Source organism: Pseudomonas amygdali, assembly GCF_002699855.1.
GTDB classification, from domain to species: domain Bacteria; phylum Pseudomonadota; class Gammaproteobacteria; order Pseudomonadales; family Pseudomonadaceae; genus Aquipseudomonas; species Aquipseudomonas amygdali.
The window spans coordinates 21,840-34,248 of record NZ_LKBW01000283.1; the positions used below are offsets into that span (position 1 = coordinate 21,840).

The 12,409-nt window shown below is 59.6% G+C and carries 9 protein-coding genes; 5 read left to right on the forward strand and 4 right to left on the reverse strand.

The window, feature by feature from the left end; translation table 11 throughout:
• Positions 1-110 precede the first annotated feature (110 nt).
• Positions 111-590 (forward strand): Lrp/AsnC family transcriptional regulator, encoded by a 480-nt coding sequence (locus AO277_RS20710; protein WP_002551538.1) that lies wholly within the window; start codon positions 111-113, stop codon positions 588-590.
• A 389-nt stretch (positions 591-979) separates the two neighbouring features.
• Here AO277_RS20710 and AO277_RS20720 read toward each other — a convergent pair whose 3' ends face one another.
• A complete protein-coding gene (locus AO277_RS20720) occupies positions 980-2,347 on the reverse strand; it encodes a CYTH domain-containing protein (RefSeq protein WP_044318702.1) in 1,368 nt (455 codons plus the stop codon).
• Between the two features lie 163 nt (positions 2,348-2,510).
• Here AO277_RS20720 and argE point away from each other — a divergent pair, with 163 nt between their 5' ends.
• Both argE and argA read left to right on the forward strand, forming a co-directional pair.
• Complete coding sequence (gene argE / locus AO277_RS20725; RefSeq protein ID WP_002555671.1) at positions 2,511-3,659, forward strand: acetylornithine deacetylase; 1,149 nt, start codon at positions 2,511-2,513, stop codon at positions 3,657-3,659.
• Positions 3,660-3,785: 126 nt separating this feature from the next.
• Positions 3,786-5,084 carry an amino-acid N-acetyltransferase gene (argA, locus tag AO277_RS20730; RefSeq protein WP_044318701.1) on the forward strand — a complete coding sequence of 433 codons (1,299 nt, stop codon included), beginning with the start codon at positions 3,786-3,788 and terminating at the stop codon, positions 5,082-5,084.
• A gap of 142 nt (positions 5,085-5,226) precedes the next feature.
• Here argA and gshA read toward each other — a convergent pair whose 3' ends face one another.
• The 3 genes from gshA to AO277_RS20745 form a co-directional block, all read right to left on the reverse strand.
• Positions 5,227-6,819, reverse strand: a complete 1,593-nt coding sequence (gene gshA / locus AO277_RS20735) for a glutamate--cysteine ligase (protein WP_002555673.1) — start codon at positions 6,817-6,819, stop codon at positions 5,227-5,229.
• 242 nt (positions 6,820-7,061) lie between these two features.
• A complete protein-coding gene (locus AO277_RS20740; protein ID WP_005731649.1) occupies positions 7,062-7,445 on the reverse strand; it encodes a PaaI family thioesterase in 384 nt (127 codons plus the stop codon).
• A complete protein-coding gene (locus AO277_RS20745; RefSeq protein ID WP_004655263.1) occupies positions 7,445-9,766 on the reverse strand; it encodes a Tex family protein in 2,322 nt (773 codons plus the stop codon). The genes AO277_RS20740 and AO277_RS20745 overlap by 1 nt, the downstream gene beginning before the upstream one ends.
• A gap of 299 nt (positions 9,767-10,065) precedes the next feature.
• Between AO277_RS20745 and ompR the strand changes: the two genes are divergently transcribed.
• Positions 10,066-10,806, forward strand: coding sequence for an osmolarity response regulator transcription factor OmpR (gene ompR / locus AO277_RS20750; RefSeq protein ID WP_044318700.1), 741 nt, complete (start codon positions 10,066-10,068; stop codon positions 10,804-10,806).
• A gap of 163 nt (positions 10,807-10,969) precedes the next feature.
• On the forward strand, positions 10,970-12,280 hold the full coding sequence (locus AO277_RS20755) for an ATP-binding protein (RefSeq protein WP_004655259.1): 1,311 nt from the start codon (positions 10,970-10,972) through the stop codon (positions 12,278-12,280).
• The last annotated feature ends 129 nt before the right edge of the window (positions 12,281-12,409 follow it).

Sequence of the window (12,409 nt, forward strand, 5' to 3'; positions counted from 1 at the left end):
ACAGTGGGAAAATCTTTACATGCCAAAAAAGAAATTTCTGGTCCATCATCATCTGGATTAGGCTTCATTGGACTTGTTAATGCGTAAAAAGCCAATGCGGAAAATTAATTATGCAAACCGAGCTGGACGTTTACGACCGCAAGATTCTGGCGCTGCTACAAGAGGACGCGTCGCTCTCCAGCGCGCAGATTGCCGAGCAGGTCGGCCTCTCGCAATCGCCTTGTTGGCGGCGCATTCAGCGGCTCAAGGATGAAGGGGTCATTCGTCGTCAGGTTGCGTTGCTGGATCGCAAGAAAATCGGCCTGAACACACAGATTTTCGCCGAGGTAAAACTCAACGCCCACGGGCGCTCCAACTTCACCGAGTTCACCGACTCGATTCGTGGCTTCCCGGAGGTGTTGGAGTGCTATGTACTGATGGGGTCGGTGGATTTTCTGCTGCGCATCGTGACGCCGGATATCGAGGCATACGAGCGGTTCTTCTTCGAAAAGCTGTCGCTGGTGCCCGGCATCCAGGAAGTGAACTCGACAGTGGCGCTGTCCGAGATCAAATCCACCACCAGCCTGCCGCTGCTGCGCCAGGGTGGCTGAACGTGCGCTTTTGACCATCCCGCATGCTCAAGATCGGACGCAGAGCGTCCAGAACGGCGTCCCCACGCGGAGCGTGGGAACGATAGTTAACCTACGCATCAAGATGACTATCGTGCCAATGCTCCGCGTTGGCATGCAGTTCGTGACGCTCTGCGTCACAAGTTTGCGCCGCACCGAATACTCAAGATCGGACGCGGAGCGTCCAGAACGGCGTCCCCACGCGGAGCGTGGGGACGATAGTTAACCTAAGCATCAAGATGACTATCGTGCCAATGCTCCGCGTTGGCATGCAGTTCGTGACGCTCTGCGTCACAAGTTTGCGCCGCACCACATGTTCAAGATCGGACGCGGAGCGTGGGGACGATAATCAACGCCACGAAATCCAGCCGTTACAAACGCAACAGGGTTTTCCACGCGCGGCTCTGGAATACGGTGATTGCCTGTTGCACGCGTGCATCAAGGACTTCATCGCTGATGTCCAGATTGGCCAGTTCTTCCAGCTTGCGTAGTTCGCCGTACAGGCGGTCCAGCTCCGGCAGGTCCAGTGCGCCGCGTGCCCAGTGCAGCCAAGCCTGAATGCGCTCGATGCGCGGTAGTTGTTCGGCCAGGTCTTCTGGCTGCTGCTGATAGCGGCTCAGTTGCAGCGACGTCGCTTCTTCACCCAGCAGGCGTGGCAGCCAGCTGCTCAACAGCGCAGCGCCCTGACGATTGCCACGGGTATTGCGCTCTGTGGTCCAGCTGCGCGCCAGCAACCAACGCGAAGTGTTCAGCGAGAACTCGCCCCAGCGGGTGTCCTGCAACTCTTCCAGAAACTGATCGTGGGCGGCACCGCGTACATCGGCATCTTCCTGCCCGGCCTGAACCAGCGGGCGCCAGTCTTCCAGCAAGGCGTCCAGCGAGGTACGCAGTTGCGCGGTCGAGGCCCGTGGGGCGGCCTGGCCAAGGCTGCTGGTCAGGGCACGCAACTCGGCGAGCATCTCGACCCAGTCCTGCAGCAGACGCCAGTGGCCGTTGAAACGGTATTGCTCGGCCAGACGCTGGCTGCTGCCCAGCAGATGCCAGGCCAGCGCGGAGTAGGCTTCGTCCAGCGGCGTTTCTGCGTGCAGAGCGGGAGCGTGCAGGCTCAGCGAGTAGCTGCTGGCATCAAGCAGGCGATAACCGCGCTCTGCCTTGCTGATATCGCACGGCATCAACGGCAGCGTTGCAGCCAGCTCGGCGGCCAGTTCCAGCAGCGCGGCAGGTTCGCCTTCGCGCAGTTCAAGCTCCAGCTCGCAGATTTCTTCCTTTTGCTTGCCTGCAACCACCTGGCCCAGGTCCAGCGCGGCTTCGATCACCACTTTGGCCTTGCCACGACCCCAGGCAATTTCGGCCTTTTCACGGATGAAATCGGTGGTGAACAACGGCTTGATGGTTTTCTTGTCCAGCCCGGCCAGTTGCTCGGGCCAGCAATCGCCTTCGAGCTTTTTCAGGTCGAGCTTGGCTTTGCTCAGGTCCCACTTGTATTCATTGCGCTCGGACAGGCCGGCAACACTTTGCCCGCGCGTCTTCATGGTCTGGATGATCTGATCGCCATCGCGACGGATGCGCAGGGCGACTTTGGCCTGTGCCAGCTCGCCCTCTGGGGTATCGAAATACTGGTTCGACAGTTCAAGGCGCTCCCAGCCACTCTTGTTGCGCTTCTTGAGCAACGGGTGTTCGCGCAGTGCAGCGAGGGTCTCGCGGCTGACGCGGAGTTTGATTTCTGTTTCTTTTTGCATGGCCGGGGGAATCCAAACGCTGATACTGATAAACGGGAGCGCAGCCCATGACTGAACGGCTGCTAAGGCCGTTAGTGTACAGGACATGGCCCGAAACGGTTTATTCCTGGGTTGCTATGGCCCTATGATGGGCCGTGTTTCGTCTTGATTACAGGAAGCGCCCATGCCGTTGCCGTCCATGAAAGACCAGTTCGCCGCCTTGATCGCTGCGCCATCGGTGAGCTGCACGCAGCCTTCTCTGGACCAGACCAACCGGCCTGTCATCGATCTGCTCGCCGGATGGCTCGGGGATCTGGGTTTTGCCTGCGACATCCAGCAGGTTTCCCCCGGCAAGTTCAATCTGTTGGCAACTTATGGCACAGGTCCGGGCGGCCTGGTGCTGGCGGGCCACAGCGACACCGTACCTTTCGACGAGGCGCTGTGGAAAACCGACCCGTTGAAGCTCACCGAAGTCGATGGCCGCTGGGTCGGGCTGGGCAGCTGCGACATGAAGGGCTTCTTTGCGCTGATCATCGAGGCGGTGCGTGGGCTTATTGATCAACCGTTCAAACAGCCGCTGCTGATCCTCGCCACCTGCGATGAAGAAAGCTCGATGGCCGGGGCTCGCGCACTGGCAGAGGCCGGACGTCCGCTGGGCCGCGCAGCAGTTATCGGAGAGCCGACCGGGCTCAAGCCGATTCGCCTGCACAAAGGCGTAATGATGGAACGCATCCACATCCTTGGGCGCAGCGGCCATTCTTCAGACCCCAGCCTTGGCCACAGCGCGCTGGAGGCCATGCACGACGCGATCAGCGAACTCAAGGGCCTGCGTACGCAATGGCAAGCGCAATACCGCAACCCGCAGTTCACTGTGCCGCAACCGACCCTGAACCTGGGCTGCATTCATGGTGGCGATAACCCGAACCGGATTTGTGGCCAGTGCTCGCTGGAATTTGACCTGCGCCCATTGCCGGGCATGGACCCTGAGGTGCTGCGGGCAGCCATTCGCCACAAGCTTGAGCCGCTGGCCGAGCTGCACCAGGTAAAGATCGACTATGCTCCGCTGTTCCCCGAGTGTGCGCCCTTCGAACAGGCTGCTGACGTTGAACTTGTGCGCGTTGCTGAACGACTGACCGGTCATACGGCTGCAGCAGTAGCATTCGGCACCGAAGCGCCTTATCTTCAGCGCCTTGGCTGTGAAACGCTGGTGCTCGGCCCGGGCGATATCGCCTGTGCGCATCAGCCGGGGGAATACCTCGAAATGTCACGTCTGGACCCTACAGTGCGTCTGTTACGTCAATTGATCGAACATTACTGCCTGACTCCCCAGTGAGCCCGGTACTATCAACGTTGAATAAAAGGAGATTGCGCGTGTTGCCAAGCCTGTTCCGACGATAACCACCACACCGTTGTGCGTGCTTTTTCTCTTCGTCCATTTTCTCTACAGGCTCTTGTTGTCATGCCCGAATACGTCAACTGGCTTCGCCACGCGTCTCCGTACATCAATGCTCACCGTGATTGCACCTTCGTCGTCATGCTGCCCGGCGACGGCGTTGCGCACCCTAACTTCGGCAATATCGTCCATGACCTGGTGCTGCTGCACAGCCTGGGCGTGCGTCTGGTGCTGGTGCACGGCTCGCGTCCACAGATCGAAAGCCGCCTGGCCCAGCGCGGCATTACGCCGCGTTACCATCGCGACATGCGCATCACCGATACCGAGACGCTGGAGTGCGTGATCGATGCTGTGGGTCAGCTGCGCATCTCGATCGAGGCGCGCCTGTCGATGGACATGGCTGCTTCACCGATGCAGGGCTCGCGGCTGCGGGTGACCAGTGGCAATGTGGTGACTGCACGGCCTATCGGCGTGCTGGAAGGTGTCGATTATCAGCACACCGGCGAAGTGCGTCGGGTTGACCGCAAGGGCATCAATCGCCTGCTGGATGAGCGTCATATCGTGCTGCTGTCGCCGCTGGGTTATTCACCGACCGGCGAGATTTTCAATTTGGCCTGTGAAGACGTTGCCACGCGTGCGGCCATTGATCTGGCTGCCGACAAACTGCTGCTGTTCGGTGCCGAAACCGGGTTGCTGGACGAGCAGGGCCGACTGGTGCGCGAGCTGCGTCCGCAACAGGTACCTGCGCACTTGCAGCGTCTGGGTGCCAACTATCAGGCTGAATTGCTCGGTGCAGCGGCCGAGGCCTGCCGCGGTGGTGTGGCGCGCAGCCATATCGTCAGCTATGCCGAGAATGGCGCACTGCTGACCGAGCTGTTCACCCGCGACGGTGGCGGTACGCTGGTTGCGCAGGAGCAGTTTGAGCTGGTGCGCGAAGCGGCCATTGAGGATGTCGGCGGCTTGATGGACCTGATCACGCCGCTGGAAGAGCAGGGCATTCTGGTACGTCGTTCCCGCGAAGTGCTGGAGCGCGAGATCACTCAGTTCAGCGTGGTCGAGCGGGAAGGGCTGATCATTGCCTGCGCGGCGCTGTACCCGATTGCGGACTCGGAGTCAGGCGAATTGGCATGTCTGGCCGTCAATCCGGAATATCGCCACGGTGGGCGCGGGGACGAGTTGCTGGAGCGCATTGAAAACCGCGCCAGAGCGCTGGGTATCAAGACCCTGTTCGTCCTTACCACCCGTACCGCGCACTGGTTCCGTGAGCGTGGCTTCGAGCCCAGCAGCGTCGACCGCCTGCCAAGCGCCCGCGCGTCGCTGTACAACTACCAGCGTAATTCGAAGATCTTCGAAAAGGCGATATAAGCCTGGGGGCGGACGCAGAGCACTCTTGGCTATATTTTGTGGGAGTGAGCTTGCTCACGAAGAGGCTGGTACAAGCCCCCGGAAAGGGGCGTTTGAACCGTCCCTTTCGTGAGCCGGCTCACGCCCACATTAATTGCCCGTATCAGTTGCTGATCGACAGAATGCTCGCCTGATAAGACCCCACGAACGTGTCGAAATCCACCACTTCCTCGGTCGCTTCCAGTTCGGCCTGTTCTTCGATCGAGGTTTTGGCCTGGGCTTCGAAGTCTGCCTGTTCCTGAGCGCTCAGCGGGTGAGTGCGGAAGTATTCGGCGTGGACCTGACTCTGGCGCAGGGAGAACGCGGTAAAGCCCTCGTTATGCGCTTCCATGCTGGCCAGCACCTGAGCAGACGGTGTGAGCGCGGTATCGTCGATCTTTGCCTGTTGCACGGCAATCGACTTGATATGCTCATCGATGCCCTGGGCCTGATCCAGCAGTCGGGCAATCGGTGTGATTTTTTCCAGCAGCTCGGTTGCCCAGGTCTTGAGATCAACAGGGCTGTTGTTGCGCTGCAGGCTCAGGCCCGGACGGCGACCTTCCTTGACCACTGCCAGGAAGTTCGAGCTTGCATTGGAACACTCATGGCTTGCCAGTTGCTGGCTTTCCTCAAGCGCGCAGTACAGCACGAACGCATCGATGAAGCGTGATTGCTCCAGGCTGATGCCGGTAGGCAGGAACGGGTTGATGTCCAGGCAGCGCACTTCAACGTACTGCACACCACGGGCCACAAGCGCCTGAATAGGGCGCTCGCCGCTATAGGTCACACGCTTGGGGCGAATGTTGGAGTAGTACTCGTTCTCGATCTGCAACACGTTGGTGTTCAGCTGAACCCACTCGCCGTTCTGGTCATGAGTGCCGACATCGACGTAAGGCTTATAAGGCGTGGCCACGGCCTTGCGCAGGCTGTCGGTGTAGCTGACCAAGTCGTTATAGCAAGGGGTCAGGTCGGCCTGGGCGTCGCTTTGATAGCCCAGATCGCTCATACGCAGGCTGGTGGCGTACGGCAGATACAGGGTGTCGGCGTCGAAATGTTGTTCCAACTGATGTTTTCGGCCGCGCAGGAAGCCCGCATCCAGCGCTGGTGAAGCACCGAACAGGTACATCAGCAGCCAGCTGTAGCGGCGGAAGTTGCGGATCAGCGCGATGTAGGAATGCGATTGGTAGTCGCGCGCGTCGCCAGCGAAGTCTTCGGTCTGCTTGAGCAGCGCCCAGGCGTCTTCCGGCAACGAGAAATTGTAATGAATGCCAGCGATGCACTGCATGGTCTTGCCATAGCGCAGCGCCAGGCCTTTGCGGTACACGTATTTGAGCTTGCCGATGTTCGACGTGCCGTAATAGGCAATCGGTATGTGCTCTTCATCGGGCAGCGGGCATGGCATCGACGGGCTCCAGAGCAACTCGTCGCCCAGCTTGCTGTAGGCGAAGCGATGGATCTTGTCCAGGCTATCGATGGTCTCGGCCGGGTTCTTCAGCGCAGGCGTGATGAACTCCAGCAGCGATTCGGAATAGTCGGTCGTGACCTGACCGTTGGTCAGTGCAGCACCCAGAGCTTGCGGGTGAGGCGTCTGTGCCAGTTCTGCGGTTGCGGTAACGCGCAGGCACTCGCGCTCGATACCGTGCAGGCACTGCTCCAGCAGAGAGAGGTTGTTGCGCTCGCCGAGCAATGCAAGACGACGGTTTAAAAGTTCGCTCAAGGTGTAATCCTTCACGCATCGGTCGCCCCGATATGGGGGTGGACTTGACGGTCTACAAGGGTGAAGAAAGGAACTGGCGTAGTCGCCTGGTTGGTCTGTAGCGCCTGTTCACAATCACTGCTCTATGTCGTACCACCCAAATGGACTCGGCACCACGCTAATGGTGCCGAAATTAACCTAAATGATGTCGATACGGCTAGGTTCTGTTCACAGTGATTGCTTTCATCAGCCTTTATCGCAGTCTAGATGACTGCGAATGTGCCCTGGGCTTTGGCGACGAGTTTGTCGCCCTGAACGACTTCAGCCTCGACCACCAGCGTGCGGCGACCCGCGTGCAGCACCTTGGCGATGCACAGGACTTCTCCCTCGGAGACGCCACGCACGTAGTTGATCTTGCACTCGATGGTGACACTGCGCTGGTCGAAACCGTGGGAGCTGGAGCAGGCCAGCCCCATGGCGATATCGACCAGACTGAAGATTGCCCCGCCGTGCATCACGTTGCCGCGATTGCGCAGATGCGCCTCCAGCGGCAACGCAACCTCCGCCACGCCCTCGTCCAGACGCCGCAGTTCGCAGCCGAGCATCTTGAAGTAGGCACTTTGGGTCAGATCTTCAGGAATATCCATCAGCGCTTCTTCAACTGCTTGGCATTGGCAAACAGCGAAGCCATTGCGTTGTTGATGGGCGCGGGTGCTGTGGTTTCCTTGCGTGGAGCGCTGTTCTGCTGGCGAGGCGAGGAACCTGGGCGTGCACCGCGTGCACCGTCGACCTTCTCGCCGGGCGTGTCGCTCATGCGCATCGACAGGCCGACGCGTTTGCGCGGAATGTCGACTTCCATGACCTTCACTTTCACCACATCACCGGCCTTGACCGCCTCACGCGGGTCCTTGATGAACTTCTCGGACAATGCCGAGATGTGTACCAGACCGTCCTGATGCACGCCGATATCGACGAACGCACCGAAATTGGTGACGTTGGTGACCACGCCTTCGAGAATCATGCCCGGTTGCAGGTCCTTGAGTTCTTCGACACCGTCCTGAAACTCTGCCGTCTTGAACTCCGGACGCGGGTCGCGACCCGGTTTTTCGAGTTCCTGCAGAATGTCGGTCACGGTCGGCAGACCAAAGGTCTCGTCGGTGAATTTCTTCGGGTCCAGGCGTTTGAGAAAGCTCGCATCGCCAATCAACGAGCGAATATCGCGGTCGGTTTCTGCCGCAATACGCTGCACCAGTGGATAGGCTTCCGGGTGAACGGCAGAAGAGTCCAAGGGGTTGTCACCGGTCATCACGCGCAGGAAGCCTGCGGCCTGTTCAAAGGTCTTTTCGCCCAGACGGCTGACTTTCTTCAGCGCTGCACGCGTCTTGAACGCGCCGTTTTCATCGCGATGCGCAACGATGTTCTGCGCCAGTGTGGTGTTAAGGCCGGAAATCCGCGCCAGCAACGCCACCGAAGCGGTGTTCACGTCCACGCCAACAGCGTTCACGCAGTCTTCAACCACCGCGTCCAGGCCGCGCGCCAGTTTGAGCTGCGAGACGTCATGCTGATACTGACCGACACCGATGGACTTCGGATCGATTTTTACCAGCTCGGCGAGCGGGTCCTGCAAGCGACGGGCGATGGAGACCGCGCCACGGATCGATACGTCGAGGTCCGGGAATTCCTTGGCGGCCAGTTCCGACGCGGAATAAACCGATGCGCCTGCTTCGGAAACCATGACCTTGGTCATTTTCAGACCTGGGTATTTTTTGATCAGGTCAGCGGCGAGCTTGTCGGTTTCGCGGCTGGCGGTGCCGTTGCCGATAGCGATCAGATCGACCGAGTGCTTGGCGCACAGGGCAGCCAGCACGGCAATGGTCTGATCCCACTGGTTCTTCGGCACATGCGGGTAAACGGTCGCGTAGTCGAGCAGCTTGCCGGTTGCGTCCACCACAGCGACCTTGCAGCCGGTGCGCAGGCCCGGGTCCAGACCCAGTGTGGCGCGCTGGCCAGCCGGGGCGGCGAGCAGCAGGTCGTGCAGGTTATGGGCGAAAACGTTGATGGCTTCGGTCTCCGCGCCGTCGCGCAGCTCGCCCAGCAGGTCGGTTTCCAGGTGGCTGTACAACTTGACCTTCCAGGTCCAGCGCACCACCTCTGCCAGCCATTTGTCTGCAGGGCGGTTCTGGTTCTGGATGCCGAAGCGTTCACCGATCATCAGTTCGCAAGGGTGCATGGCACCCGGCAGTTCTTCACCGACTTTCAGTGCGGAGCTGAGAAAACCTTCGTTGCGGCCGCGGAAAATCGCCAGAGCACGGTGCGAAGGCATGCTCTTGAGCGGCTCGTCATGTTCGAAGTAATCGCGGAACTTGGCACCTTCCTCTTCCTTGCCCGGCACCACGCGTGCGCTGATTACTGCTTCCTGTTTGAGGAAGCTGCGCAGCTTGTCGAGCAACGATGCGTCTTCGGCGAAGCGCTCCATCAGGATGTACTTGGCGCCTTCCAGCGCAGCCTTGACATCGGCCACGCCTTTCTCGGCGTCGACAAAACGGGCTGCTTCGGTTTCAGGAGCGAGGCTCGGGTCGTTGAACAGGCCGTCAGCCAGCTCGCCCAGACCGGCTTCAAGGGCGATCTGGCCCTTGGTGCGGCGTTTCTGCTTATAAGGCAGGTACAAATCTTCAAGGCGGGTCTTGGTGTCGGCCAGCTTGATGTCGCGAGCCAGCTCCGGGGTCAGCTTGCCTTGCTCTTCAATGCTGGCAAGAATGCTGACACGCCGGTCATCCAGCTCACGCAGATAGCGCAGGCGTTCTTCCAGATGGCGCAATTGCGTGTCATCAAGACTGCCGGTCACTTCCTTGCGGTAGCGGGAAATGAAGGGCACGGTCGAGCCTTCATCCAGTAGTGCTACGGCCGCTGCGACCTGTTGTGGGCGTACGCCGAGTTCTTCGGCGATGCGGCTGTTGATGCTGTCCATAAAACCACCTGGAGTTGTGAGCAAAAAACTGGGCTATGTACGAATTGCCTTGCCTGAATATCGTCCGCCAGCATTTATTTTCAGCGCTGGCGAACCGCCACAAGGCCAGCATTGCCTGACTTTGAGGGCGGCGCATTATACCCGGCGAAGGCGGATTAGGGGATCGGCCGACAAATGTGGTCTTTTTTCGGCGAAAAAGCCTGCACAAGTGCCGCCTCCAGTAAAATCTGCTAACAATGCACAAGGTGCGCATCACCGCAGCTACGCCATAATGCGCCCCGAGATCAGAGGAGCATCCGATGAGCAGCACCGCACAAAATGCTGAAGGCGAAAAAATCCTTATTGTCGATGACGATCCGGGGCTGAGCAGTCTCCTGGAACGTTTTTTCACCAGCAAGGGCTACCGGGCCCGCGCCGTGGCAAACGTGGAGCAAATGGACCGACTATTGGCCCGCGAGGTGTTCAACCTTGTGGTGCTGGACTTGATGCTGCCCGGAGAAGACGGCCTTTCAGCTTGTCGTTGTCTGCGAGCCGCGAACAATCAGGTGCCGATCATCATGCTGACCGCCAAGGGCGATGAGCTGAGCCGCATCAAGGGGCTCGAACTGGGTGCTGACGATTACCTGGCCAAGCCGTTCAACCCAGACGAGTTGATGGCGCGGGTCAAGGCTGTTCTGCGTCGTCAGGCTGCGCCTGTACCCGGCGCGCCCGGCAGTGAAGACGAGTCGGTCAGTTTCGGCGACTACGAGCTCTCCCTGGCAACCCGCGAACTCAAGCGTGGCGACGTGGTGCATATGCTGACCACGGGTGAATTCGCGGTACTCAAGGCTCTGGTCATGCACGCTCGCGAGCCGCTGACCCGTGACAAGCTGATGAACCTGGCCCGCGGCCGGGAGTGGGATGCGCTGGAGCGATCCATCGACGTACAGATTTCCCGTCTGCGTCGCCTGATCGAGCCGGATCCTTCAAAGCCCCGCTATATCCAGACCGTCTGGGGCGTAGGCTATGTATTCGTTCCGGATGGTGCCGGTAATCGCTGATAAGCCGGTTGTCAGCACAGAAGTCCGTCATTCCCGCCAGTTACGTCGATAATCTCTTTCAAGGTTATCGGCGTACTGGTTTTTTGCGTTCGTCCATCGGGTCCGGCCCGCGTTCGGCAAACCTGCGAGCCTCGCTCGCCTTGCAAAGTGTATGGCTGCAGTTATGAAGACTCCGCTCTGGTTTCCGCAAAGCTTTTTCTCTCGCACGCTCTGGCTGGTGCTCATCGTCGTGCTGTTTTCCAAGGCGCTGACGCTGGTTTATCTGCTGATGAACGAAGACGTGCTGGTCGACAGGCAATACAGCCACGGCGTTGCGCTGACGCTGCGAGCGTATTGGGCAGCCGATGAAAATGATCGTGAGGCGATTGCCGAAGCGGCCGGTCTGATTCGAGTCGTGGGCGGTGGCGTGCCGGAAGGTGAGCAGCACTGGCCGTACAGTGAGATCTACCAGCGGCAGATGCAGGCCGAGCTGGGTGCCGATACGGAAGTGCGTTTGCGTGTGCACGCACCTCCCGCGCTCTGGGTCAGGGCGCCGAGCCTTGGGGATGGCTGGCTGAAAGTACCGCTTTATCCGCACCCGTTACGCGGCCAGAAAATCTGGAGTGTGCTGGGCTGGTTCCTGGCCATCGGGTTGCTCTCCACGGCGTCGGCGTGGATTTTTGTGCGTCAACTGAATCAGCCGCTCAAGCGTCTGGTCTTTGCGGCTCGACAGCTGGGGCAGGGGCGCAGCGTGCGCTTGCCGGTCAGTGACACACCCAGTGAGATGACCGAAGTCTATCGGGCCTTCAATCAGATGGCCGAAGACGTCGAGCAGGCAGGGCAGGAGCGCGAACTGATGCTGGCTGGCGTCTCCCATGACTTGCGTACACCACTGACGCGTCTGCGCCTGTCTCTGGAGCTGATGAACGACAATGAGTTCTCCGAAGGCATGGTGCGGGATATCGAGGACATGGATGCCATTCTTGACCAGTTCCTGGCGTTCATTCGCGATGGGCGTGACGAAGAGATTGAAGAAGTCGATCTGGGGCATCTGGTGCGCGACGTGGTTGCACCCTTCAATAACGATGAAGACAGCATCCGTCTGTGTCTGGAACCGATCCCGCCCTTCCCGCTGAGGCGCGTATCGATGAAGCGTCTGCTGACCAACCTTATCGGCAACGCCAGGCATCATGCCGGTAACGGTATCGAAGTGGCTGCCTATGTATCCGGTGACAGAAATGCGCCGTACGTAGTGTTGAGCGTACTGGACAGGGGCGCAGGCATCGATCCGTCCGAGCTTGATACCATCTTCAACCCGTTCATTCGCGGTGATCGCGCCCGCAGTGGCAAGGGGACTGGCCTGGGGCTGGCTATCGTCAAGCGCATCGCTGCCATGCACGGCGGCAACGTCGAGTTGAGAAATCGTTCGGGGGGAGGCCTGGAGGCGCGAGTGCGTCTGCCTTTAGGGCTGATGCTGCCGAGGGATGCTATCTAGAAAGAATCGTAAAGGGAATAAAGCGCCGTGCGGGTCATGGAGGATGTTCGACAGGTGGGAGTATCAGTTTTTTTGTGTTCGGGCTGGTTAGGGCCTGCCGTCAGGCAGGCCCTTGTTTTACCAGCTCGG